Origin of the sequence: Rhizobium sp. P38BS-XIX (genome assembly GCF_012641435.1) — a bacterium.
Lineage (GTDB): Bacteria > Pseudomonadota > Alphaproteobacteria > Rhizobiales > Rhizobiaceae > Rhizobium.
This window is the reverse complement of the sequence record NZ_JABAIJ010000001.1, coordinates 927,738-952,773: the sequence shown is the minus strand read 5'-3', so window position 1 is coordinate 952,773 and position 25,036 is coordinate 927,738. Positions and strand designations below refer to the sequence as shown.

Below are 25,036 nucleotides of genomic sequence, written 5' to 3'. Positions count from 1 at the left end.
CTTATGAATAGCAGGCTTCTTATACAATGCAATCGACACCTACCCTTGGCTTTCTCCTCCATGACGTTGCACGACTTCTTCGCAAGAGGTTCGAGCAGCGTGCAAAGGATTTGGGGCTGACGCGCTCTCAATGGCAGACGCTCGCCTACCTCGCGAACAACGAAGGCATCCATCAGGCCGGACTGGCTGAGATCCTCGAGATCGAGCCGATTACGCTCGTTCGGATCCTCGACAAGCTGAGCGAGCGTGGTCTCGTGGAGCGTCGCCAGCATCCCAAAGATCGGCGCAGCTGGCTGCTCTATATGCGTGAGGAAGCCCGGCCCTTGATGGATACCATGCGCGGTATGGGCGACCAGACCCGCAAGGAAGCGCTCGATGGAGTTCCACCGGAAGACCACGAGCGCCTCTATGAATTGCTTACCGTTATGAAATCGAACCTGCTCACCGCCTGCCGCTCAAAGGCAGTCGACAAAGAGATACAACATGGCTGACGCATCCTCTCCGCTACGCGTACCCGCAAACGCAAACGCATCAGAACCGAATCAAACTCCCGTTGCCGAGGCGCCGTCTTCCACCCCGGCAGCGCAGCCAGCGGCCGCTGCTGCTCCGGCTTCGGTCGCGCCTCCCGAAACGCCACGAAAGCGGCGCAGCCCGACGCGGCCGATCCTTTTCGCGCTGCTTCCCGTCGCGCTCGTTATCGGCGGTTACTACTATGTGACCGGCGGCCAGATCATGTCGACGGACAATGCCTATATCCAGGCCGATATGGTGGGTGTCTCGACCGATGTCTCCGGCACGGTGATCTCCGTTGACGTTCATGAGAATGAAGTCGTGAAGAAGGGCCAGGTGCTCTTCCGCCTGAAGCCCGATTCCTTCCGCATCGCGCTCGAAGGCGCCCAGGCTCAGCTCGGCAATGCGAAGAACCAGATCTTGAACCTGCAGGCGAGCTACAAGCAGGCTCTGGCCGAGATTGCCCAGGCCCAGGCCGATATCCCTTACTACCAGACTGAATTCGATCGCCAGCAGAACCTGATCAACAGTTCGGTCGCCTCGAAGGCCGCTTTCGATCAGGCAAAGCACAATCTCGAAGCTGCGCAGCAGAAAGTTTCAGTCGCCCAGGCGCAGGCTGCCACGACGCTCGCTCAATTGGGCGGCGAGGGTACGGCCGATCTGCCCGCCGAGCAGAACCCGCTTTACCTTCAGGCCAAGGCTGCGGTCGACAATGCTCAACGCGAGCTTGACGATACCATCGTCCGTGCGCCTTTCGATGGCGTCACCGCCAACGTTCCGTCGCTGCAGGTCGGCGCCTATCTGACGGCCGCTCAGCAGGGCTTCTCGCTGGTTTCGACCACGCATATGTGGATCAATGCCAGCCCGAAGGAAACCGAACTGACCTATGTCCGCACCGGTCAGAAGGTGACCATCTCCGTCGACGCCTATCCGGGCGCGACCTGGAAGGGCACCGTCGCCAGCATCGCGCCGGCATCGGGCTCCAGTTTCTCGCTGCTTCCGGCACAAAACACCACGGGTAACTGGGTGAAGGTCGTGCAGCGCATCCCGATGATCATCAACATCGACGACACGCAGGGCAAGCCTCCGCTACGCGTCGGCATGAGCGTCGTTGCCGATGTCGACACCGGCCATGCCCGTGGCCTGCCGGACTTCGTCAACAACCTGCTGGGCCAACCCCGCGGTCAGGATCATGAGTAACGCCACAACCGCCTCGCCATCGGGGCCTGTCGCCAATCGCGGTGCGATCACCGCCTGCGTCATCCTGTCTGTCATCATGCAGGCACTGGACACCACGATCGCAAACGTTGCCCTGCCGCACATCCAGGGCGACGTCGCTGCCAGTGCCGACCAGATCAACTGGGTCCTGACGTCCTACATCGTCGCCGCCGCGATCATGACGCCACCTTCCGGCTTCCTTTCGGCCAAGTTCGGCCGCAAGCGCGTGCTGTTGGTGGCGATTGCCGGGTTTGTCGCAGCCTCCGTGCTCTGCGGCCTCTCCGAATCCCTCAACCAGATCGTCGGCTTCCGTCTGCTGCAGGGGCTGTTCGGCGCGGCACTCGTGCCGCTGTCGCAGGGTATTCTGCTTGATATCTACAATGTCGAGGAACGTGGCCGCGCGATGGCGCTCTTCGGCGTTTCCGTCATGGTCGGCCCGGTGCTTGGACCGGTCATCGGCGGCTGGCTGACGGATAACATCAGCTGGCGCTGGGTGTTCTACATCAACGTGCCGATCGGCGCGCTCGCATTCTTCGGTATCGTCGTCTACGTGACGGAAACCAAATTGGATGCGCTTGCCAAGCTCGATTGGTTCGGCTTCGGCATGCTTTCGATCGCCATTGCGGCGCTGCAGTTGTTCCTCGACCGAGGCGAGCAGCTCGACTGGTTCTATTCGAGCGAGATCCTCGTGGAAGCGCTCGTCTGCGTCTGCGCCTTCTACCTGTTCATCGTGCATATGTTCACGGCCCAGCGAAGTTTCGTCAATCCGAGGCTGTTCCTGGACCAGAACTTTGCCGTCAGCATGCTTTTCATCTTTATTGTCGGCGTGACCTATCTTGCGTCGCTCGCACTGATGACGCCCTATCTACAAACGCTGATGGGCTATCCGGTCGTCACCGCTGGTATTGTCATGGGCCCGCGCGGCGTCGGCACCATGGTCTGCATGTTCCTGATGGGACGGCTGATCGGCAAGGTGGATACGCGCCTGCTGCTGTTCGTCGGTCTCGCCCTGACGGCATGGGCCATGTACGACATGACCGGATGGACGCCGGACGTTTCGCAATGGACGCTGATCTCGGTTGGCTTCGTGCAGGGCGCCGGTCTCGGCTTCCTCTTCGTGCCGCTAACGACGATCGCATTCGCAACGCTGCCGGCACATATGCGCGGCGAGGGCACAGGCCTTTACAACCTCTCGCGTAACATCGGCTCGAGCGTCGGAATTTCGGTGGTTTCGATGTTGATTACCGAGAATACCCAGGTCAATCATGCGAACATCGCCGCCTATGTGACACCGTTCAACCGCTATTTCGATGCGGCCGCCGCGCAGGGCGTCAGCCCGTTGACCGCAGTCGGTCGTGCGACGCTCGACGGTATGATCACAACTCAGGCAACCGTCATTGCCTATATCGACGACTTCAAACTGCTGATGCTGATGTCGATATGCGCGATACCGCTGCTGGTGCTCCTGCGCAAGCCAAGCGCACCGCCGGCTGTCGATCACAGCGTCGCCATGGAATAGCCGCGCAGTCTTTCCAGTTTCACTGCGTGGCCATATGACCGCCGGGCGCCACCCCCGGCGGTCTTTTTCATCAATGGAGGCGGAATAAGAGCGTGACTGAGACGGCTTCATGATGTCGGCAATTCACGCCTGATCACCGAGATAGCAACCTGCCTCGACATTGTTGCCATCCAGATCGATCAGAAAGGCGCAATAGAACGGCTCGCGGCGAATGCCCGGAGCGCCGTTGTCACGCGCACCATGTTTGAGCCCTGCTTCATAGAAGAGATCGACGGCTTCTCTGGAGGGCGCCCGAAAGCAGAGATGAAGAGGGCTTGAAGCGGCGGTGGCATTTTCCGGCCAGAACGTTGGCCGTCCTTCGCCGATGACAAAGAATGGCGATTGCGGTTTTCCCGTAGAAAGCACAACCCAGCCAGAATCCGCGGCCAATCTGTGCTTTTCGACGATGCGGATACCGAGAGGCGCCAGCATATAGGCGTAAAGCCGGGCACTGGCCTTCAAATCCTTGGCGACAATTCCGATGTGATCGAACATGCCATTCCCACATCATTCGCGTTTAACTGTTGAAATTATCTAGCGCCGCGGAGCCACTATTCCATCGCTAATCGTCAGGAGAAGCGGCGGCTGACGAAGCGAGAGCCCGCCGCGCCGAAACGCCAGAGCTGATCGACATTCTTGGTGATGCCGATGCGTTTTCCCGCGACAACCGGAACCGGCTCGGCGAGCGAAAAGCTGAGTGGCGCATGGTCGAGCGAACACCCATTCAAACTGATATCGATGGCAAGCGCCTGCGACAGCTTTCCCGGCCCGTTGCAGAGCGAAACGATGTCGGCCATTCCGCGCCGACCGATCATATCTTCAATGCCGCTTTCCGGCTCCAATGCCCTGATGAGCACGGCACTCCCGGTCAGGCACACGAAATTGACGCACCAGTGAATGCCATAGGAACGGTAGACATAGACATGGCCCGGCGGACCAAACATGGCTGCATTCCGCGCCGTCGGACCGCGATAGGCATGCGAAGCTTCGTCATCGGGACGATAGGCCTCCGTCTCGACGACCCGTCCGCCGACCCCAGCGACGGTAAATCGCGTGCCGATCAGCTCTGACGCGACCGAAACCGCATCGCGGGCAAAGAATTCGGCAAGGGCAGGGCCTGCCAATGGCCTGGGGCCGAGCGGAGAAACCTGATCGTCGAAAGTCATGAAGAAGCGCTGTTTCTTTTCGAATGATCGAGAGCGCACTTTTCGCACAGGCAACGAGATTATGGAATGTCTTTCACAGCTCCAAATGATGCGAAAATCAAACCCGGCTCAGCGCTCGAAGCCACAACTGCCAATGATTATCGCAGATGGGCGCCAGCCCGGTTGACGCTCCGCCCCGAATAGCTGTAAAGCCAGCCAACCACTTTATACAAGGCATCGCTGCCCTTGTGACTGGAAGAGTGTCCGAGTGGTTTAAGGAACCGGTCTTGAAAACCGGCGTGCGGGAAACCGTACCGTGGGTTCGAATCCCACCTCTTCCGCCATTTCATGATTTCCAAGGTTTTCCGACCTCCGTCTTTCGCAAGGCGAAATAGGCGTTCTTGGGAACGCGCAAGCTTTCACGCTGGTTAGCCTGGAGCCAATTTCCCGTCATAGCTTCCTTGCCGTGGCTGATCACTGTCGGCAAGCAAACGGGAGCGACATATGGCGGATATTGGTGGCAGTTATACTGACGAGGAATCAAGGGCAGACAAGTGGCTGAAACGGGAGCAGAAGCTCTTTGGTGAAATAGGGGATACGAACAGAAACTATTCGGAGCAAATTCGGGTCTCCGCCAGGTGGCAGAGAATTACATCGGTATCGGCAATGGTTTGCAGTGTCCTCTCGCCGTCGCCGCAGCCACCAACCATTCCACCGACACGGTTTCGGCCTTATCGGTGTGTGCGATTGTTGTCGCGACCATCGGTGCGCTCATTGAGGGAATTCGACGAATCTATCGTTTCGAGCAGCGCTGGGCGACGTTGAACGCCGCAAAGCGGGCGATCTTCAGCGCTAGAGAGACCTACCGCGCAAAAAGCATCGATCTCGTTATGGGATCGGCGGAATGGCAGGTCATCTATTATGATTTCAAAAATGCGTACGAAAATGCCACGAGCCAACAAGCCTCTATATTTTTCAAGGGATTGACCTCGCCTGGAGAAGGCGGCGCGAAAGGTGAGGATGAGAAGAGCCCCCGCGCGTGAGTTATGACGCCTAAAGAGCACTATTGCGTGATCGCGTGAACTATTGTTGACAAAAGATAAGCTTAACTTACTACTAGGCTGCTTCAGTCAGATTTGACCCCTGACCTGGCACAGATAGCCTGGCCGTCTCCAGCGGCCAGGCTTTTTCATTTTGCCGGATTACAAGAATGCTTCCCGGCGCAGAAGCTCCCCAAACTTGAAAAACCACGGACGATGTCACAAATGACCTCCGTGCCTTGTCTTATCCTTCGCAACGCAATTTCGAAGGAGAAGGCAATGATCCGCCCGCGTATCGCGATTATCTATCACACCGGCTATGGACATACCGGCCGCCAGGCGGATGCCGTCAGGGCAGGGATTGAGCAGGTCGACGGCGCCGAGGCCCTGCTGCTGTCCGTTGATGATGTGGAACGGCACTGGGAGGACCTGGAGGCGGCAGAAGCGATCATTTTCGGTTCGCCGACCTATATGGGTTGCGTATCTGCAGCCTTCAAAGCATTTCAGGAGAAGACCTCGAGCGCCGTCCTTGCCAGGGGTTATCGCTGGAAGAACAAGATCGCGGCCGGTTTCACCACATCAGGGTCCCGGTCCGGTGACAAGCTGTCCACACTCATGCAGCTGGCGATCTTTGCCGCACAGCATGGCATGCATTGGGTCGGCCTCGACCTGCCGCCAGCAAATTGCTCCTCGACGGGCTCGGAGATGGATATGAATCGGCTCGGATTCTGGCTGGGAGCCGGCGCTCAGGCCAATACGGATGAAGGGCCGGAGACGGCGCCGCCCGAATCCGATCTTGCCACGGCGCGCTATTTGGGGCGACGCGTCGCGCTGACGACGCTACAGTTCGTGCGTGGTCGTGAGGCCATGTCCGCATCATTCCCGGAAGCTCTTGCAACGCCATGACCGAGACATCCGCCGATTCGATCTTTTCGGAGCTACGCCCGCGCCTTGCCCGGCTTGCCTATAGGATGCTCGGATCGGTGGCCGACGCGGAAGACATCGTGCAGGAGGCCTGGCTGCGCTGACTGGCCGCCGACAGAAAATCGGTTCGTGAGCCGGCGGCCTTCCTGCGGACCATCGTTGCGCGGCTTTGCCTGAATGAGCTCAAATCCGCGCGTCGGCGGCGAGAGACCTATGTCGGGTCCTGGTTGCCCGAGCCGATCTTCGATCCGCAGGATGAGGATGCCGTCGACGACATCACTCTACCATTGATGATGGCGCTCGAACGGCTGTCACCGCTCGAGCGCGCCGCTTTCCTGCTCCATGACGTCTTCGGCATGGATTTCGAGGATGTCGCGCTGACAATCGACCGCGAAGCAGCTGCCTGCCGCAAGCTGGCCAGCCGGGCGAGGAGCCATCTCGTCGACGCCCGGCCACGCTTTTCGGTTGGACGGCAAGAGGGGCTGAAGCTCGCGGATGCTTTCTACACCGCATCCAGAACAGGAGATATGGCTGGATTGCGCGCCCTGCTTTCGGAAAACGTCGTCGCCTATGCCGATGGCGGCGGCAAAGTGGCGGCCACGCGCCAGCCGCTTATCGGGCTCGATGCCGTCATGCTGCGCCACGAGCAAATGGCGCGATTGTTCAGCCTCCAGCCTTCGCGGTTGATCCGCTACGCCGTGATCGATGGCTTGCCAGGCTTCATTACGATGGAGGGTGGCGACGTCGTGCAGACGACGGCGCTCTCCATAGAACAGGGTAGGGTCGTCGCGATCTACTGTACACGCAACCCGGACAAGCTGCGACATATAGCGAGCCATTGAGTGTTGACGCGCAGGAAGGCGGGATGCGAAACCACATCGTCCGGTTCCAACCCAAGGCACGTCATCGAAAGGAAATTGTCATGTCGCGGTTCAACATACGTCGGCTGGAGCGCAGCGATGTCGCCGCTTTCCGAGACGTTCGTCTTGAGGGATTGGAGCGTCATCCGGAAGCGTTCGGCGCGTCCTACGAAGATGAGCTGGCCCATTCCGCATCACAGATTTCAGACAGGATTGCCAACAACTGCATATTCGGTGGGTTTACGGATGCCGACGCGCTTGCCGGCGTGATCGCCATCGCAAGAATGAAGGGCGCAAAGACGCACCACATAGCCTCTATCTGGGGAATGTATATCCGACCCGAAGCACGCGGCTCCGGCCTGTCCCGCCAGCTTATGCACGCGGCCCTCGATGAAGCGACCGCATGCCGGTCGATACGTCTTTGCGTCGTTTCATCCAATCATGCCGCGATCCGTCTCTACGAAAGCTTCGGATTCAAGGAATGGGCGAAGGACAGCGAGGCGCTGAAGGTCGGTGACGTCTATCATGACGAGATACTGATGCGTCTTGATACAGGCGCCTGAGATCGCGTCCCATTTCCAGTCCCTCGATGCACCCATAGAAGCAAAGTTCCGGTTGAACTGTCACCATCGGGGATTCGGCGACTGCGGATCGGCAAACGCTGGCGGCTATTCTCGGTGGCTTAAATCACTCGTCGGGTTTTACCCATCATTAACCATGATCTTCAGAATTTCCTCGGTGCGCTTAATTTGCATCGCAAAATCGCCGAACTCTAATCATGATTAAAGTACCGTTAGGTGATTGGAGCGTAGCTGGATACCGGAATGAGGGATGTACCGGTTCAGCAGACCTCCGTCAAAGTTATCGAGTAGCGGCGTGGGACAGATGAAATTCGAAAATCGTGCGGTGACATGCGCAACGGGTATGCGTTGGTTTGCTCTCTCACTGATGTGCGCAACCATCACTGCCTGCGGAACCTCCCAGAAGGTCGCCTCGACGCGTCAGCACGGCAAGGAATATTTTTCCGAGAAAGAATACGGTGTGAAGGCCAGCCCTCGCGTCGTCAACAACGGCCCGGTGCCGAAGGGCGGCGGCCGTTTCATGGTCGGCAATCCCTACCAGGTGAAGGGTAAATGGTATTACCCCAAGGAAGACTATAACTATAACAAGGTCGGCATCGCTTCCTGGTATGGCTCGGCATTCCACGGCCGCCTGACCGCCAATGGCGAAGTTTACGACCAGCAGTCGCTGACCGCTGCGCATCCGACATTCCCGCTGCCGAGCTACGCTCGCGTCACCAATGTCGAAACCGGCTCTTCGATTATCGTGCGCGTCAACGACCGTGGCCCTTATCATCCCGGGCGCATCATCGACCTCTCCAACAAAACAGCGCAAATGCTCGATCTTCAGCATAGCGGCACGGGCGACGTGCGGGTTCAGTATGTCGGCCGCGCGCGGATGGACGGCCACGATGATCCTTACTTGATGGCATCCTATATTCCGAAGGGCTCGCGCCTGCCAGGCATCAATCCGGGCGGCCAGATTGCTACGGGTGTCATGGTTGCCTCGAATGGCAAAATGACTGCAGATCAGCTGCCGGATAGCGATACACCACTGCATATGGCTCGCCAGCAGCGCAGCTTCGACATGGCGCCCGCAATCGCGCCCATTCCGCGCCAATCGCCTTATTCCACAACGGCTTTTGCGGATGCGCCCAAGCCGGCCTATAGCGGCGAGAAGCGCAACAACCCGCCGCCCATGACGTGGAACGGTGGCGCGATGCCAGCCGTCGAATCTGCAGAGCCGGTCATGATCGTTCTGCCGCAGATCGGGCCGATCCCGCGCGAGCGCCCGGATTTCACGCCTCGGCTGGCAGCCCTTGACGACCAAACCCTCGGTTCAACCGTTGCCGCTTATCAGAATGCGCCGGCCAAGACAGTCTATGTCGACCTGGCATTCGATGCCGTCATGGTTCGCAATGACGGCCTGACGCAGGAATCGATCCTTTCGTCCTATCGCCGCCAGCATCAGGGCGCGACGCAGACGGATTGATCAGCGTCGTTGCCTGAATCTTTACCCGTCACTAAAATAATGTGCCGGTGATTGGATTGAGGGGCGGTATGCCAAAACGTTTGATTCTTGTGTTCCTTCTTCTCCTGGGACGCTTCACCTCGGCGGCCGATGCTCAACCGGCAGCGCCGGGTGCTTTCGATACGAAAGCTACCCAAGCCTTTATGATCGAAGCATCGACCGGGACCATCCTGCTCGCGAAGAATGAGGATCAGCCCATCTCGGCGGCATCGCTTGCCAAGCTGATGACGCTGGACGTTATCTTCGATGCCGTGGGGCGAGGAGAGATCTCGCTCGACACTGAATACCCGGTCTCGGAAAATGCCTGGCGAACGGGCGGAGCGCCCTCGCGCGCATCGACCATGTTTGCAGCGCTGAAATCCCGTATTCGTGTCGGCGATCTGATCCAGGGCGTCGCCGTACAGCAGGGCAATGACAGCTGCATCGTTCTTGCCGAAGGCATTGCGATCAACGAGCGCGAGTTTGCCCGGCGCATGACCGCACGCGCGCGGGAAATCGGCATGCCGAAGGCAGTTTTCACCAACTCCACCGGCTTGCCTGATGCCAATGATCCCAACGGTGGGGGCAAGGTCTCCATGCGCGAGCTCGTGACGCTGGCGCAGGACCTGCAGCAAAAGCACCAGGATCTCTATAAGTATTTCGGCCAGCCGGATTTCACCTGGAACAAGATCTACCAGCGCAATAAAAACCCGTTGCTACTGCTCAACATCGGCGTAGACGGTTTGGGGCTTGGCTTTGCCGATGGCGAAGGGTTTTCGGTCGTTGCTTCGATCCAGCGCGATGGCCGGCGGTTGTTTCTGGCGCTCGGAGGCTTGAAAAGCGACAAGGAGCGGACGGAGGAAACGCGCCGCGTCCTCGAATGGGGCCTCAGCAACTTCAAAAGCCAGCGCATTTTCGCAGACCGGGAAGTGATCGGTGACGCAAGCGTCTATGGTGGCGCGCAATCCACCGTGGGGCTGCTGACGAAGATACCGGTCGACGTCTACGTTCCGGTCGACACCCCTGATCGCCTGTCGGCGCGCATCGTCTATCGCTGGCCGCTGACCGCGCCGGTAGCGGAGGATTATGAAGCCGGCACGCTGCGCGTTTTTCTCGGCGCACGAATGGTGCGGGAACTGCCGCTCTATACGAAGGAATCGATTGCGGAAGGCACTCTCACACGGCGTGCATTCGATGCTTTCATGGAACTGACGGAATCGCTGTTGTTTTCCTGGCTGTGGGATAAGCCATTGCCGGCCTGACAGTTGCGCGGTTCGCCAAATCCCTGTTTACACCCCATATAGAATCTCGAGCACCGTGACATGCACGGTTCCACGTCGGGATGTCTTGGGTTAAACAGGAGCTATATCGCGTATCGAGCGGACGATACGCGAAAAGTGCAGGACATGATCATTGGCTGATGCAAACGGATTATTCGTAAGCTTCGAAGGCGGGGAAGGGGCTGGCAAGTCCACACAGATCCGCCGGTTGGCCGAGCGATTGCGCGAGCGTGGTCGCGATGTTCTGGTGACGCGGGAGCCGGGCGGATCGCTAGGGGCCGAAGCCGTTCGCCATGTGCTTCTTTCCGGCGCCGCTGAAATATTCGGAACACGGATGGAAGCCATTCTCTTCGCTGCAGCTCGCAACGACCACGTGGAAGACATCATTCGCCCGGCACTGGTGCGCGGCATCATCGTTCTTTGCGATCGTTTCATGGATTCCTCGCGCGTCTACCAGGGCGTAACGGGCAATCTCGAAGCCGATTATATCGAGGCGCTGCAGCGCGTTGCCGTCAACGGTGTTATACCCGACTGCACACTGATCCTGGATATTCCAGCACAGATCGGCCTCGAACGGGCCCGCAAGCGCGCCTCCGCCGTGGAGGCTCCGGACCGCTTCGAGAAGGAAGAGATGCAGACGCACGAGAAGCGTCGCGAGGCCTTTCTCGACATTGCCGCTCGTGAGCCTAACCGCTGTCACGTCATCGATGCGCAGCGCTCGGAAGACCAGATTGCCGCTGATATCGCCGGGATTGTCGAGAAGCTGCTGGAGACCGGCGCCACCGGCACGGCAACGAACCCGGAAGCTGCGCAATGAGCGAAGACAGACCCGGCGTTCTCGACGGTGCGATTGCCCCGCAGGACAATACCAAGCTCTTCGGTCATGAGGATGCTGAAGCTTTTCTGGCGCACTCCTATCGCTCCGGCAAGGGGCATCATGCCATCCTGATCGAAGGCCCGGAGGGAATCGGCAAAGCGACGCTCGCATTCCGCTTTGCCAACCACGTTCTCTCTCATCCGGATCCGTCATCGGCGCCGGAAATCATCGCCGACCCCGATCCGGCATCTGCCGTCTCCAGGCAGATTTCCGGCGGAGCATCGCATAATCTCCTGCATCTCAGCCGCCCGGTCGATGAGAAGACCGGCAAGGTGAAATCGGCGATCACGGTCGACGAGGTTCGGCGCGCCGGGAAATTCTTCTCGCAAACCTCCGGCACGGGAAATTGGCGAATCGTAATTATCGATCCAGCCGACGACCTGAACCGCAACGCTGCCAATGCCATCCTGAAAATCCTGGAAGAGCCGCCGAAACGTGCCTTGTTTCTGGTTCTTTCACATGCGCCGGGCCGGCTCCTGCCGACAATCCGCTCGCGCTGCCTGCCGTTGAAGCTCTCGGCGCTCGAAAACGAGCCTTTGCGCTGGGCGCTCGAAAACCTTGGTGTGCCGCCAGGGCAGGGGAGTGAGTTGTTACCGGCGGCCAAGGGCAGCGTCAGCGAAGCGCTCAAGCTGCTGAATTATGGCGGCGGCGAGATCATCGAGGCGTATCGCCAGGTGCTTGCGGCAGAGGGCCCAGCCTCCCGCAAGGCGATGCATCGGCTTGCCGACGCGCTTTCAGGCAAGGACAGCGAAACCATTTTCGGGTTTTTCGTCTCCCACATCGGCGACGATATTATCGATCGTGCCCGCGAAGCTGCGCTGGGCGGCGCGATCGCAACTGCCGAAAGACTGGCACGTCTCCATTCGGAGACAACCGAACGGCTTAATATCGCGCAAGCCTACAATCTCGATCGCAAGCAGACGCTGATTACGGTTCTCGGTGAGCTTAAGCAGCAGCTTTCGGCATGAAGCAGTAGCTTAATTGGCGGAGGAAGCGTGCCGAACGAAGAACCCTTGTTGGCCTCTGTCAGTGATCCGGATTCCGGGTGTAGCGTCTTGTTCGAGGATAATGGCCACGTTGCCTACGCCTACCTGTTAGCCGCGGACGGTGAAATCATCGGTGACGTTTGGCTTTATAACATAGGCGAAGCACCGGCAGAGCCTCCATGGCACGAAGGAGAAGAGATGCCATTCGCGAATCCGCGTGAATTCGTGCGTGAGGATCTGGCTTTTGAGTTTGCCAAACAACCATCCGATATCGTTGTTCTATGGAAAACATCCGAGCAATACGGTCCGATAGCTCATATCTACCTGCATCGCGAGTTGTTCGCTATTTTGTCTTCAGGAGCCAAGCCTGGATGGTGCGCCCTCGCGGCGAAAAACGGTCCACTTGCTCTAGAATTGACATCGAAGTTTCCAGAGTTTGGAGCTCAGGCGTAGCCCGCTATGAAGTGGAGGCCGCCACTATACTTCAGATCGTTTGGCCCAAGCGTTTCTAAGGAAAAATCAGCTTCCAGGCGACGACAGCCAGCGTGACGGCCAGGATGATGCGGACGGAGCGCTCGTGCAGGCGCGGTGCTAGCAGGCTGCCGGCGACGATGCCGGGGATCGAACCGACGAGCAGGGCGAAGAGCATCGCCCAGTTGATCTCGCCGATGAACCAATATCCCATGCCGCCGATAAGTGTCAGTGGGACAGCATGAACGATGTCGGAACCGACAATTTCGCGAACATCGGTTTGCGGGTAAAGCACCAGCAGCACGGTCACGCCGAGCGCGCCCGCGCCGACCGAGGTCATGGTGACGAGAATGCCGAGAATCAGGCCGAGGACAATCGTCAGCAACGCGATGGTGCGCGGCGAGATCATGCCGCGTTCACCGCGCCATTTTCTTATGGCGCCGAGGATCTGGCCGCGAAAGATCAGCATCAATGCGGTCAGAAGCAGGAGACAGCCTAAAGACAACGTGATGGTGTGGGCAACCGCCGGACTTTCGCGGTTCACGCCGGCCATGATCCACAGCATTGCGAGGGCGGCCGGCACGCTGCCGGATGCCAGAAGGCCAACAACCTTCCAATTGACACGCCCATGCATGCCGTGAACCGCCGTGCCAGCGGTCTTTGTAATCGCGGCATAGAGCAGATCGGTACCGACGGCCGTCGCCGGATGCACACCGAAGAGAAGGACGAGCAGCGGCGTCATCAGGGAACCACCGCCGACGCCGGTTATGCCCACGAGCATGCCGACGAAAAAGCCGGAAACGGAATAAAGCGGCTGAAAGGATGAAACCAAACTCAAAATCACGGCCCCTTGAAGCCGTGGGGCAGGCGACGACAAATGGCGATGAATTTCACGGCAATCCCTGTCCTGCTTCCGGTTTCTCGAAGGGGTAAAGGCGAGGCGGGAGCCTGTCAAGCAAGCCGCGTTCGTGGTCAACCGAATGCTGCGCGCGCGAAACTTGGTGTTTCGCTCCCGGCAAACATGCGCTAAAGCGAGCGGAGCCAAGAATAACAGAGACGCAACCGTAAAAGCGGATCCCTGCCTGACATGACCGAAAAGACCCCGTTCTACATCACCACCGCAATCGCATATCCCAACGGCAAGCCGCATATCGGCCATGCCTATGAGTTGATTGCCACCGATGCCATGGCGCGATTCCAGCGTCTCGATGGCCGTGACGTCTTCTTTCTGACGGGCACGGACGAGCATGGTCAGAAGATGCAGCAGACGGCACGCGCCGAGGGCTTGGAGCCGCAGCAGCTCGCGGACCGTAACTCCGGTGAGTTTCTGGCGATGGGTAAGCTGCTGAATGCGTCGAACGACGACTTCATCCGCACGACGCAGGCGCGCCACCACGAGACCTCCCAGAACATCTGGAACCTGATGGCCGATGCCGGCGACATCTACAAGGATTCCTATGCCGGATGGTATTCCGTGCGCGACGAGGCCTATTACCAGGAAAACGAAACCGAGCTGCGCGCCGATGGCGTGCGCTACGGGCCTCAGGGTACGCCGGTCGAATGGGTGCAGGAGGAAAGCTATTTCTTCAAGCTCTCCGAATATCAGGACCGGCTGCTGAAGCACTATGAGGAAAACCCGGATTTCATCGGCCCGGCCGAACGCCGCAACGAAGTCATTTCCTTCGTAAAATCCGGGCTGAAGGATCTCTCGGTTTCGCGCACGACCTTCGACTGGGGCATCAAGGTGCCAAACGACCCGGCTCACGTCATGTATGTCTGGGTCGACGCGCTGACGAACTATCTGACGGCGACGGGCTATCTTGAAGATCCGAACAACCCGCGTGCGAAATACTGGCCGGCCGATCTGCACATCATCGGCAAGGACATCATCCGCTTCCATGCCGTCTACTGGCCGGCCTTCCTGATGTCCGCGAAGCTGCCGCTGCCGAAGCGGGTCTATGCCCACGGCTTCCTGCTCAACAAGGGCGAGAAGATGTCGAAGTCGCTCGGCAATGTCGTCGATCCGGTCAACCTCGTGAACCATTTCGGTCTCGATCAGGTGCGCTATTTCTTCCTGCGCGAAGTCTCGTTCGGCCAGGACGGCAGCTATAGCGAAGAGGCGATCGGCACGCGCATCAACTCCGACCTTGCGAACGGCATCGGCAATCTCGCCAGCCGCTCGCTATCGATGATCGTCAAGAACTGCGACGGCCAGATCCCGGAATGCGGTGAGCTGACCGAGGAAGACAAGACGCTGCTCGCGCAGGCCGACGGCTTGCTGGCCTCGACACGCGACGACATGGGCAAGCAGCTTATTCATCGCGCGCTCGCCTCGATTATCGCCGTCGTTTCCGAGACGGACCGCTATTTCGCGAGCCAGGAGCCCTGGGCGCTGAAGAAGACCGATCCCGCCCGCATGGCGACCGTGCTTTACGTCACGGCCGACGTCGTTCGGCAAATCGGTATCCTGCTGCAGCCGTTCATGCCGGAATCCTCGGCTAAGCTTCTGGATCTCATTGCAATCCCTGCCGACAAGCGCGATTTCACGGCGCTGGGCGAGGCAGGTCGCCTCGTTGCCGGAACGCCGCTGGAAGCTCCGAAGCCGGTCTTCCCGCGCTATGTCGCGCCGACCGCCGAATAAGGTTTTCCATGCTGATCGATACGCATTGCCATCTGGATTTTGCCGACTTCGAAGAGGAGCGTGACGCCATCGTCGCGCGCGCTCACGAAATGGGCGTCAAGCAGATGGTCACCATTTCAACCCGGGTCAGGAAACTTGAGGGATTGCTTGTTCTCACCGAGCGCTATCCATCGGTTTTCTGCTCCGTCGGCACGCATCCGAACAGCGCCGACCAGGAACTCGATATCCAGACCGAGGATCTCGTGCGACTGGCAAACCAGCACGAGAAAGTAGTGGCGATCGGCGAGGCGGGGCTCGACTACTTCTACGATACGGTCAAACCTGAAGACCAGAAGACCGGCTTCCTGCGCCACATCGCAGCCGCCCGTGAAACGCAGCTGCCGCTCGTCATTCACAGCCGCAGCGCCGATGAGGATATGGCTGCGATCCTGACGGACGAGATGGGGAAGGGGGCTTTCCCCTTCATCCTGCATTGCTTTTCTGCAGGCCCTGCCCTTGCCCAGACCGGTGTCGAGCTTGGCGGTTATATCTCTTTTTCCGGCATCCTGACCTTTCCGAAATCGGAAGAACTGCGGGAGATCGCCAAGACGATCCCGCACGACCGGCTGCTTGTGGAGACCGACGCGCCTTACCTCGCGCCAAAGCGGTGGCGGGGAAAACGCAACGAGCCGTCCTATGTCGTCAACACGGCGGAAGTGCTGGCCGAGACGATCGGCGTCAGCATGGATGAAATCGCCGAGATCACCACGGCGAACGCCTTCCGTTGCTTCTCGAAGATGACGAGGATCTGACGGCGTGACATACCGGCGACGCTTCACCATTTTGGGCTGTTCATCGTCGCCGGGCGTTCCCCGCATCACCGGTGACTGGGGCGATTGCGATCCCAAGAATCCCAAGAACCGTCGCACGCGCGCGGCTTTTCTCATTGAACAGATCGCACCCGATGGCGGCATCACGACGGTCGTCATCGATACAGGGCCGGACTTTCGTGAGCAGATGATCCGCGCCGGCGTCAGCTCGATTGACGCCGTGCTTTATACTCACGCGCATGCCGACCATATTCACGGCATCGACGACCTGCGCGGATATTTCCATATCTCGCATGAGCGCATACCCATCCATGCCGATGCGCCGACGATGGACCGCATTCGCGAGGGCTTTCGCTACTGCCTGGAAACGCCGCCCGGCAGCAGTTATCCGCCAATCGTGCGTCCCGTGCTGATCGAAAGCCTCGATAAAAGCTTTGTGATCGATGGGGCAGGCGGTCCCATCCGCTTCTGGCCTCACAAGCAGACGCACGGCGATATTCATTCGCTGGGCTTCCGGATCGGTAAACTCGCTTATTGCAGCGATATCAGTGACTTCCCGCCGGAATCGATTGAAAAAGTTCAAAATCTCGACGTGCTGATTATCGACGCCCTGCAGTATCGGCCGCATCCAAGCCATCTGTCGCTGGAACAGTCACTCGCCTGGATCGAGCGGCTCAAGCCAAAGCACGCCATCTTGACCCATATGCATACACCGCTCGATTATGAAACCGTGCTGGCGGAAACGCCGGATCATGTCGAGCCGGCCTACGACCAGATGCAGATCGAACTCGACGTGGAGGATGACGAGTTATGAGCGAAGACGGCAAGAAGCTTTCGAGCCTGGAGCGTGTCGAACAGGCCGCGCGCAATCTGCATCTCAACATTCTGATCAAGCGTATGGAGCAATCGACCCGGACAGCCGAGGAAGCTGCCAAGGCGGCCGGCTGCGATATCGGCCAGATCGTCAAGTCGCTGGTCTTCGTTGACGCCGACACGCACAGGCTGACGCTGCTTCTCGTCTCCGGCGCCCATAACGCCGACACGGCCTATATTGCGGCAAACTATGGAGTTCGCCTGAAGCGGGCCGATATCGACCGTGTCCGCGACGAAACCGGCTTTGCCATCGGCGGCGTCGGCCCGATCGGCCATCTCGTCGATCTGCCTGTCTTCATGGACGAGAGCCTGCTGGGTTACGATCAGGTCTGGTGCGCCGCTGGACGACCGGACAGCATCTTCGCCTGCAATCCGACAACGCTGGCCGAGAAGATCGCAGCCAAGGTTATCCGCATCAAGGCAAGCGGCTAAGCACGCGGATGGGCTGAGGAGAGCATCTGAGCATTGGAGCGGCGCTTATGGATCTCTCGGCTAACTATCTGAAAAACACAAAGAAAGCTGAGATCCCATCACTCAGCCTTATACGATTTAGTTCCATAATCTATCTTATCTGATATTTGTACATGGATCAGAGGGCCAGCCGATTTGGCTTTATGTCCGCCTCACCGCACATCAATTTGCGCGGCGATCAACCGTTCGATAGAGGCAATTCTCAGTTTGCCGAGCTCTGCTTCGCAGCGTTCGTCGACACCGTGGCCGTCGCTCCGGCTGGTGTCAGATACGTATCGAGCATGACCGCCATCTTGTCGTCGCGGATTTCAGCGGTCTTCTCGCCCATGATGACACCGACGACGCGGCGGCCGTTCTTTGTGGCCGACGTCACGAGATTGTAGCCGGACGCATCGGTATAGCCGGTCTTGATGCCGTCAGCGCCGGCATAGCGGTACATCAGATTATTGTGGCCGCGCAGCTTCATGCCGCGGAACTTGATGCCGCGCATCGAGAAAAGTTTGAACTCTTGAGGAAAGTCCCTCATCAGCGAGACGCCGAGTGTCGCCATATCACGCGCCGTCGTCATCTGCTCCGGATCCGGCAGGCCCGATGGATTCTTGAAGACAGTGTTACTCATGCCGAGCTTATGCGCCTTTTCGGTCATGATCTTGCCGAATGCATCTTCGCTGCCGGCCAGCTGCTCACCGATCGCCACCGCAGCGTCGTTGGCGGAGAGAACGACAATCCCTTCCACAGCTTCGCGTACGGTCACTTTACGGCCGGCGCCGACGGCGAGCTTGAACGGTTCCTTGCTTTCGGCATTTTCCGACATGGTCAGCTTCTGATCCCATTTCAGCCGGCCGTCATGCAAGGCTTCGAATGCGAGATAGAGCGTCATCATCTTCGTCAGCGACGCGGGATAGTTCAGCTCGTCCTGGTTTGTCGCCTCCAGCACCTGGCCGCTCTTTGCATCCACGAGATAGCTGGCCTGCCCGGCTTCCGCCATCGTAACGGTAGCGAAAAACGATGCGGCTGAGATTGCCGTTGCGAGGAGCAAGGAGGTCGTCTTGAGCATGGATTTTTGCAGTCTCTTCGATTGATTTTCGGGATAAGGCGAAGAGCGAGGGCCGAATGAGGCAGCCGGCAGCTTTCGCGAGAGATGGATCGGGCAAATCTATGGCGGAAACAAGAACGACGCCATGAAAAAAGATTTATGTGAAGGTCTTTCCCGGGCCGCTTTATGGGTGCCAACCTCGGCTGACGTGGCATAATTTCAGGAATCAGAACGCCTGCATTCAAAATTCTCGAGAGCTATTGAGATAATTATCCAATTTTTCAATATATTAAGGTCCTTCAGCTCCAAAACCACGATTTGCTGATTTCGATCCGCGCTTCCGCGCGTGTGACACCGATATCCACAAGCTCACTGTCTGTCAGCTCACGCAGATCCCGCCTCGTTCTTCTCTTTTCCAGATAGGATTGGAAGGCTGCCCAGCTGCGCTTTAATAGTCCTGAGCCGCTTGCGCCCCTGCCCGCAGCGGGCATCACAGCCGCCATTCTTTCCGTATCGATCGCCATCTGCCCAGTCTCCGATTACCCACATTTCAGATGGGATCAGGATGCACTGGCGCTTCTTGTGAATGAAGCTTATGATTCCTATGCAATGCATAAGGAATTCTTTTGATGTTGAACCTCGATCAACTGGCCGCCTTTGTCAGCGTTATCGATCTTGGCAGCTTTACCGCAGCGGCAGAGAAGGCAGGACTGACACAGCCCGCCGTTAGTCTGCAGGTAAAGCTGTTGGAGCAGCGCCTTGGCGTGCGGCTGATCGAGCGTGTGGGCCGGCGAGCGCAACCATCTCCCGCAGGCTTGGAACTGCTTGAGCATGCACGCCGCATATTGGAAGGTTGCGCGACAGCCGAAGAGGCAATGGCGCCTTATCGCGAAGGGGCGATTGGCCGCGTTCGCATCGGCAGCGGCGGCACAGCATCGATTCACCTGCTACCTCGAGCGATTGCCGCCGCAAAGAAGCGCATGCCGGGGTTGGAGATCATCGTTCGCATCGGAAATACCGACGACATATTGCGCGATATCGAAGCCAACAGGCTGGACCTGGCGGTGGTCACCCTGCCCGCCTCCGGCCGTTCGCTCGAGATCGAGCCGTTTTATCACGACGAGCTTCTGGCCGTGGCGCCGAAAGGCAGTTCAATGCCGACAGCGGGTCCGGATGCGGAATTCATGAGAGACAAGACGCTGATGCTCTATGAAGGTGGAAACACCAGGCGCGCGACCGACAACTGGTTCATGGCGGCGGGTATCCGGGCAGAACCTGCCATGGAATTCGGCAGCGTCGAGGCCATCAAGGAACTCGTGGCGGCCGGAATTGGCTGGTCCATTCTGCCGAGCATGGCGGTGAATGGCGGCAGTTCGGCTGTCCTGACAACATCGCCTGTTCGCCCACGGCTTGTGCGTGAACTCGGTATGGCGATGCGCCGGGACAAGCATCTGACCAAGGGACTTCGCGAAGTCATAAGGTGTCTTCGCGAAGTCTGAGGCACGATCGTACCGAGGCTTAGTCGAGACGCTTACGGCGCTCGACCTCTTCCTCAGAAGGATCAGGCAGGGCAAACGAGCCGGTCTTGACAGGTCCATCAGGCTGATACGTCGCCATGATGACGCCGGTCGGGGAAATCTGCGTGCGCAGCAGTTTCATGGCCAATGGAATTGTGCCGTCGCCAAACAGCTTTTTGCCGCCGCCCAGTAGAAGCGGAAACGTGAGGATGCTGAACTCGTCGATCAGGCCGTTGCTGAGCAGCGTCTGGATGAGATCGCTGCTACCCTGGATAAGCAAATCCGGCCCCTCGCCTGCCTTCAACTGCTTGATAGCCGCAACGACGTCGGGGCCGAGCGAACGGCTATTGTTCCAGGCCAGCTTCCCCTCTCCGCGCGTCGCGACATATTTGGTGATCGTATTGAACTGCCTGGCGATGGGGTCGTCATCGCCCGCATGCGGCCAATGAGCGGCAAATATATCGTAGGTCTTTCGTCCGAGCAGCAGGTCGAATGGTTTCTCGAAGACCTCGAAAAGCGCCTTGCCGGTCGCCTCGTCGAAATAGTGGAATGTCCATCCGCCATGCTGAAAGCCTCCGGTTGGATCTTCCTGGGGTCCGCCGGGCGCCTGCATGATGCCATCGAGGCTGACGAATGTGGCTGCTATGACCTTGCGCATGATTTCCTCCGTGCTGTTTGGGTCTCGGACAAAGGACGTCTCGCCTTTCGCCGTTCCGACACCCTCTTTCGTTTTTTTTTCGAACACGCAATCTAACGTTCGCGTGGGACTTGTGACCAATTGACTCTTGAACGTGGTCACGGAATCGGCAAAATTCATCCCATCAATAGACATCGTGAGATACGAACCCGATTTCCGGGCCGCCTCGTTTTGAAAATACCTGGATAAAAAGCGTGAGCAGCGATTCATCAAGAAGCGCGGCGAAGTCTTTGGTTTCGCAAGCGCATGTCAATGCGGCCGGTTGGGGGCGAGGTCTCTCGACGATCGTGCGCATCACCCACATGACGGTGCGACATCCCTGGCAAACCAGCCTCGCGATTGGGGCAACTTTTGTAGCTGCAACGTTGCAGCTGACGATACCGCGCCTGCTTGGTCGAGCCGTTGACCAAACGCAAACGGCGGTTGCCGGCGGTGCGGCAGGCCAGATCGCCGAGAGCGCCCTGATGACGACAGCGCTTCTTCTGCTCGTGGTCAGCGTTCTGCGCGGCCTGTTTACGATGGTGCAAAACTACTACAGCGAGTCCGTGGTCCACCATATGGGCTACGAACTCAGGCTTGCCTGTTACGAGAAGATCCAGCAGCTCTCCTTCAGCTTCCACGACAAAGTGCATTCCGGCGACCTGATCACCGTTGGCCTTCTCGATCTGGAAGGCGTGCGCATGTATTTCTCCACCGCTCTCGTGCGCACTGTGCTGCTCACCATGCTGATCGGCGTCGGCGCCTACATGCTGCTATCGACGGATGTGGTCCTCGGCCTGCTTGCGCTGAGCTTCGTGCCTTTCGTAGCCTGGCGGTCCTCCGTAACGCAGCTTCGTCTGCGCGCCACCTGGCTCGATCTGCAGGAGCGCCTTTCGGTGCTCACGCGCGTCATGGAAGAAAATCTCGGCGGCATCCGCGTCGTTCGTGCTTTTGCGGCCCAGCTGCATGAGATCATGAAATTCGACGAGGCATCGCACAATGCACTGACGCTTGCGCACCGTCGTGTCGGCATTCGCGTCATGAACACCAGCGCGATGAACCTATCCTTCTTCATCTCGATGGGCCTCGTCCTCTGGGTCGGCGGCTTGAAGGTGATTGCCGGCAGCATCAGCGTGGGCACGCTCGCCTCGTTCCTGACCTTCATGACAATCCTACAGATGCCGGTGCGCCAGCTCGGATTGATGGTCAACGCTTTCGCACGCGCATCCACCTGCGGCTCGCGTTTGTTTGAGCTGCTCGATCTCGATATTCCGATCAAGGACGCGCCTGACGCAAAGCCGCTCGTCGTGACCGAAGGCACCTTGCGCTTCGACAATGTCAGCTTCAGCTATCCGGGTCCGGAAAAGCGGCAAGTGCTGAGTAATGTCTCTTTCGAGGCGCGACGTGGCGAGACGATCGGGATCGTCGGACCGCCGGGCAGCGGCAAGTCCACCATCGCTCACCTGATCCCGCGCTTCTACGATGTCACTTCGGGCCGCATCACGATCGACGGACAGGATATCGACAAGGCGACACTGCAGTCGCTCAGACAGAACGTTGCCGTCGTGCAGCAGGATTCGTTCCTGTTCACCACAAGCATCGAAAACAACATTGCCTATGGCGACCCGTGGGCAAAGGAAGGCCGCATCGAGCGCGCCGCCGAGTCCGCTCAGTTGCATAACTACATTCTCGGCCTTCCGGCAGGATATACCACCGTCGTCGGCGAGCGCGGCGTATCGCTCTCTGGCGGCCAGCGTCAGCGTCTGACGATTGCGCGGACTTTGATGTTGAAGCCCGCCGTGATGGTGTTTGACGATTCCACTGCCGCGATCGACGCGGCGACGGAGCAGCGCATTCGCAGCGCCATGAAGCGGTTTGCCCGCGACCGGGTGACCCTGATCGTTGCCCACCGCCTTAGCTCGCTGATGCATGCCGACCAGATCCTCTTCATCGAGGACGGCGAGATCGTCGAGCGCGGCACTCATGAGCAGCTTTTGGCCGCTGGAGGGCGGTACAAGGCGCTTTACGATTTGCAGGTACGCCCGGAGGACGATGTCATCAGGACATCGGGCGGTACGCTCGCCAGAGCGAAAAGGGAGGTCTGACAATGTCGGAAACTACGGAAACCGAGCGCAACGATGTGCGCGAGGATGGTCGTCGCCCTCCCCGCGCCGTCGTCGGCTCGCACCGCGTCGAAGAGGAGATTTTCGGCAAGGTCTTCGATACCAAGATCATTCGCCGTATCTGGGCCTTCGTCAGCCCCTATCGTCGCCAGATCTATATTTCTGTCGTTGCCGTACTTCTCTTCACAGCATCCCAGATCGTTATCCCTCTGGTCATTCGTCACGCGATCGATAGCGCGATGGCGCCGGGTGCCGCCGATTATTCGGCGCTCTGGCTTTCGCTTGGCATCTTCACGGCGGCGATCATTGTCAATTACGGCGCAAGCTACGTGCAGGAGACCTATGTCGGCCAGGTCGCCGAAGAGGTGTTGTTCGATATCCGTCGGGCGATGTTCGCGCATTTGCAGCGCGTCTCCCTCTCCTTCATGGACAAGACCGAAGTCGGACGCTTGATGTCGCGCCTGCAGGGCGACGTGAACTCCATGCAGGAATTCCTTGAAACGTCAGTCCTTTCAGTCGGTGACATCGCGTTACTGTTCGGCATTGTCGTGGTGATGCTGACGCTCGATTTCCGGCTGGGCCTGCTGACGCTATCCGTCATGCCGATCCTCTTCATCGTCCGGCTCTTCTGGCTGCCGAAAGCGCGTGTCGCGTTCATGAATGCGCATGAGACGAATTCCATCACCAATGGCGCATTGGCAGAAGCGATCCATGGCGTGCGCGCGGTCCAGGGCATGCATCGCCAGAGCGTGAATTTTGCGCTTTTCGACGACAAGGCACATGCCAATCTCAAGACGCATCTGACGGCGGCGCGCTATGCGCAGATCATGGTGCCGATCGTCGATACGCTGACAGGCATGGCCATGGCGATCGTCATCATCGTCGGCGGCTCGATGGTCTTGAACCACCGGCTCGATGTCGGCATCATGGTCGCCTTTCTGTTCTACATTCAGCGCTTCTTCGATCCGATCCGGTCGCTGACGATGCAGTATTCGGTCATGCAGCGCGCCATGGCCTCCGGTCAGCGATTAACGGAGGTGCTCGACGTACCGATCGACATCAAGGATGCGCCGAACGCCTTGGAGCTGCCGCGCTCGATGGATGGCTCCGTCGAATTTTGCAACGTCGTCTTCGGTTACGATCCCAAACATCCCGTGCTCAAGGACGTCAGCTTCCGCGTCAATCCCGGAGAAACGGTGGCGTTGATCGGTCCGACCGGTTCAGGAAAATCCAGCTCGATGGCGCTCATCCATCGCTTCTACGACGTGCAGCAGGGAGAGGTTCTGGTCGGCGGTCACGATGTCCGCTCCCTCACCCAGGATTCGCTCGGCCGGCAGATCGCTATGGTGCTGCAGGAGCCGTTCCTGTTCACGGGCACGGTTCTGGAAAACATTCGCTATAACAAGGAAGAAGCCACACGCGACGAAGTGATAGAGGCTGCGACGGCGGTCGGCGCGCATGAATTCATCATGCGCCTGCCGCAGGGCTACGATACCGTTCTCGGCGAGCGTGGCGGCGGTCTTTCGCTCGGCCAGCGTCAGCTCGTCAGCTTCGCCCGCGCTCTCGTCGCGGATGCGAAGATCCTGGTGCTCGACGAAGCCACGGCCAATATCGACAGCTACACCGAAATGCTGATCCAGAAGGCGCTGGTCAAGCTGCTCGAGGGCCGAACGGGTCTCGTGATCGCGCACCGCCTCGCCACCATTCGGGAGGCTGATCGCATTATCGTGTTGCAGAACGGACAATTGATCGAGAGCGGCAATCACAATCAGCTCATGGCCAACGGCAAGCTCTATTCGAAGCTTTACAACCTCAATTATGCGTCCTTCGACGACATTCCCGACGACGAGGTCACGGCGACCGTGCCGGCAGAATCGCAGACTTAAGAATCCCAATCTCAGCTCAATCAGCACCGAGCTCGCCTTCCATTGGAAGGCGAGCTTTTTTTGCG

Annotated in this window: 24 protein-coding genes, 1 tRNA gene and 1 pseudogene; 20 read left to right on the top strand and 6 right to left on the bottom strand. The window is 58.8% G+C overall.

Going from position 1 to position 25,036, the window contains the following annotated elements:
• Positions 1 to 26 precede the first annotated feature (26 nt).
• Genes HGP17_RS04635 through HGP17_RS04625 form a run of 3 tightly spaced genes read left to right on the top strand, consistent with a single transcriptional unit; the run spans position 27 to position 3,247 of the window.
• Complete coding sequence (locus HGP17_RS04635; RefSeq protein WP_168806337.1) at positions 27 to 491, top strand: MarR family transcriptional regulator; 465 nt, start codon at positions 27 to 29, stop codon at positions 489 to 491.
• On the top strand, positions 484 to 1,710 hold the full coding sequence (locus HGP17_RS04630) for an HlyD family secretion protein (RefSeq protein ID WP_168806335.1): 1,227 nt from the start codon (positions 484 to 486) through the stop codon (positions 1,708 to 1,710). Before HGP17_RS04635 ends, HGP17_RS04630 begins: the two co-directional genes overlap by 8 nt.
• Complete coding sequence (locus HGP17_RS04625) at positions 1,703 to 3,247, top strand: DHA2 family efflux MFS transporter permease subunit (protein WP_168806333.1); 1,545 nt, start codon at positions 1,703 to 1,705, stop codon at positions 3,245 to 3,247. The genes HGP17_RS04630 and HGP17_RS04625 overlap by 8 nt, the downstream gene beginning before the upstream one ends.
• Positions 3,248 to 3,370: 123 nt before the next feature.
• Here the strand turns inward: HGP17_RS04625 and HGP17_RS04620 are convergent, their stop codons facing one another.
• Together HGP17_RS04620 and HGP17_RS04615 are read right to left on the bottom strand one after the other, a co-directional pair.
• A complete protein-coding gene (locus HGP17_RS04620; protein WP_168806332.1) occupies positions 3,371 to 3,781 on the bottom strand; it encodes a VOC family protein in 411 nt (136 codons plus the stop codon).
• A gap of 74 nt (positions 3,782 to 3,855) precedes the next feature.
• The gene (locus HGP17_RS04615) at positions 3,856 to 4,452 is read right to left on the bottom strand and encodes a DNA-3-methyladenine glycosylase (RefSeq protein WP_168806331.1); all 597 of its coding nucleotides are present in this window, start codon (positions 4,450 to 4,452) and stop codon (positions 3,856 to 3,858) included.
• A 233-nt stretch (positions 4,453 to 4,685) separates the two neighbouring features.
• Here HGP17_RS04615 and HGP17_RS04610 point away from each other — a divergent pair.
• The 10 genes and pseudogenes from HGP17_RS04610 (at position 4,686) to HGP17_RS04565 (ending at position 12,921) form a co-directional block, all read left to right on the top strand.
• Positions 4,686 to 4,775 (top strand) — tRNA-Ser (locus tag HGP17_RS04610).
• 294 nt (positions 4,776 to 5,069) lie between these two features.
• Complete coding sequence (locus HGP17_RS04605) at positions 5,070 to 5,474, top strand: hypothetical protein (protein ID WP_168806330.1); 405 nt, start codon at positions 5,070 to 5,072, stop codon at positions 5,472 to 5,474.
• Between the two features lie 276 nt (positions 5,475 to 5,750).
• Entirely contained in the window at positions 5,751 to 6,377 is a 627-nt protein-coding gene (locus HGP17_RS04600) for a flavodoxin family protein (RefSeq protein WP_168806329.1), read from the top strand.
• Positions 6,374 to 7,237: pseudogene (locus HGP17_RS04595) on the top strand (sigma-70 family RNA polymerase sigma factor). Before HGP17_RS04600 ends, HGP17_RS04595 begins: the two are co-directional and overlap by 4 nt.
• Before the next feature lie 80 nt (positions 7,238 to 7,317).
• On the top strand, positions 7,318 to 7,818 hold the full coding sequence (locus HGP17_RS04590; RefSeq protein ID WP_168806328.1) for a GNAT family N-acetyltransferase: 501 nt from the start codon (positions 7,318 to 7,320) through the stop codon (positions 7,816 to 7,818).
• A gap of 322 nt (positions 7,819 to 8,140) precedes the next feature.
• Positions 8,141 to 9,307 (top strand): septal ring lytic transglycosylase RlpA family protein, encoded by a 1,167-nt coding sequence (locus HGP17_RS04585; RefSeq protein WP_168806327.1) that lies wholly within the window; start codon positions 8,141 to 8,143, stop codon positions 9,305 to 9,307.
• Positions 9,308 to 9,375: 68 nt separating this feature from the next.
• Complete coding sequence (locus HGP17_RS04580) at positions 9,376 to 10,587, top strand: D-alanyl-D-alanine carboxypeptidase family protein (protein WP_168806326.1); 1,212 nt, start codon at positions 9,376 to 9,378, stop codon at positions 10,585 to 10,587.
• Between the two features lie 151 nt (positions 10,588 to 10,738).
• Positions 10,739 to 11,422, top strand: a complete 684-nt coding sequence (tmk, locus tag HGP17_RS04575) for a dTMP kinase (protein WP_168806325.1) — start codon at positions 10,739 to 10,741, stop codon at positions 11,420 to 11,422.
• The gene (locus tag HGP17_RS04570) at positions 11,419 to 12,450 is read left to right on the top strand and encodes a DNA polymerase III subunit delta' (protein ID WP_168806324.1); all 1,032 of its coding nucleotides are present in this window, start codon (positions 11,419 to 11,421) and stop codon (positions 12,448 to 12,450) included. The genes tmk and HGP17_RS04570 overlap by 4 nt, the downstream gene beginning before the upstream one ends.
• A gap of 27 nt (positions 12,451 to 12,477) precedes the next feature.
• Positions 12,478 to 12,921, top strand: coding sequence for a hypothetical protein (locus HGP17_RS04565; protein WP_168806322.1), 444 nt, complete (start codon positions 12,478 to 12,480; stop codon positions 12,919 to 12,921).
• A 55-nt stretch (positions 12,922 to 12,976) separates the two neighbouring features.
• Here HGP17_RS04565 and HGP17_RS04560 read toward each other — a convergent pair whose 3' ends face one another.
• Entirely contained in the window at positions 12,977 to 13,777 is an 801-nt protein-coding gene (locus tag HGP17_RS04560; protein ID WP_168806320.1) for a sulfite exporter TauE/SafE family protein, read from the bottom strand.
• A gap of 249 nt (positions 13,778 to 14,026) precedes the next feature.
• Here HGP17_RS04560 and metG point away from each other — a divergent pair, with 249 nt between their 5' ends.
• The 4 genes from metG to HGP17_RS04540 are packed head-to-tail and all read left to right on the top strand — an operon-like array spanning position 14,027 to position 17,694.
• On the top strand, positions 14,027 to 15,580 hold the full coding sequence (metG, locus tag HGP17_RS04555; RefSeq protein WP_168806318.1) for a methionine--tRNA ligase: 1,554 nt from the start codon (positions 14,027 to 14,029) through the stop codon (positions 15,578 to 15,580).
• Between the two features lie 8 nt (positions 15,581 to 15,588).
• Positions 15,589 to 16,371: a TatD family hydrolase gene (locus tag HGP17_RS04550; RefSeq protein WP_168806316.1), complete on the top strand. Its 783-nt coding sequence runs from the start codon at positions 15,589 to 15,591 to the stop codon at positions 16,369 to 16,371.
• Positions 16,372 to 16,375: 4 nt separating this feature from the next.
• On the top strand, positions 16,376 to 17,203 hold the full coding sequence (locus HGP17_RS04545) for an MBL fold metallo-hydrolase (RefSeq protein ID WP_168806314.1): 828 nt from the start codon (positions 16,376 to 16,378) through the stop codon (positions 17,201 to 17,203).
• A complete protein-coding gene (locus HGP17_RS04540; RefSeq protein WP_168806312.1) occupies positions 17,200 to 17,694 on the top strand; it encodes a YbaK/EbsC family protein in 495 nt (164 codons plus the stop codon). The genes HGP17_RS04545 and HGP17_RS04540 overlap by 4 nt, the downstream gene beginning before the upstream one ends.
• A gap of 241 nt (positions 17,695 to 17,935) precedes the next feature.
• On the opposite strand, the gene HGP17_RS04535 is transcribed toward HGP17_RS04540, so the two are convergent.
• Positions 17,936 to 18,790, bottom strand: a complete 855-nt coding sequence (locus HGP17_RS04535; protein WP_168806310.1) for a D-alanyl-D-alanine carboxypeptidase family protein — start codon at positions 18,788 to 18,790, stop codon at positions 17,936 to 17,938.
• A gap of 278 nt (positions 18,791 to 19,068) precedes the next feature.
• A complete protein-coding gene (locus HGP17_RS04530) occupies positions 19,069 to 19,293 on the bottom strand; it encodes a DUF1127 domain-containing protein (RefSeq protein ID WP_168806307.1) in 225 nt (74 codons plus the stop codon).
• A gap of 105 nt (positions 19,294 to 19,398) precedes the next feature.
• Here HGP17_RS04530 and HGP17_RS04525 point away from each other — a divergent pair, with 105 nt between their 5' ends.
• Entirely contained in the window at positions 19,399 to 20,268 is an 870-nt protein-coding gene (locus HGP17_RS04525) for a LysR family transcriptional regulator (protein WP_205925787.1), read from the top strand.
• 19 nt (positions 20,269 to 20,287) lie between these two features.
• Here the strand turns inward: HGP17_RS04525 and HGP17_RS04520 are convergent, their stop codons facing one another.
• On the bottom strand, positions 20,288 to 20,944 hold the full coding sequence (locus HGP17_RS04520) for a dihydrofolate reductase family protein (RefSeq protein WP_168806303.1): 657 nt from the start codon (positions 20,942 to 20,944) through the stop codon (positions 20,288 to 20,290).
• A 233-nt stretch (positions 20,945 to 21,177) separates the two neighbouring features.
• Between HGP17_RS04520 and HGP17_RS04515 the strand changes: the two genes are divergently transcribed.
• A complete protein-coding gene (locus HGP17_RS04515; protein ID WP_168806301.1) occupies positions 21,178 to 23,067 on the top strand; it encodes an ABC transporter ATP-binding protein in 1,890 nt (629 codons plus the stop codon).
• A 2-nt stretch (positions 23,068 to 23,069) separates the two neighbouring features.
• Positions 23,070 to 24,971, top strand: coding sequence for an ABC transporter ATP-binding protein (locus tag HGP17_RS04510; RefSeq protein ID WP_168806299.1), 1,902 nt, complete (start codon positions 23,070 to 23,072; stop codon positions 24,969 to 24,971).
• Positions 24,972 to 25,036: the final 65 nt, after the last annotated feature.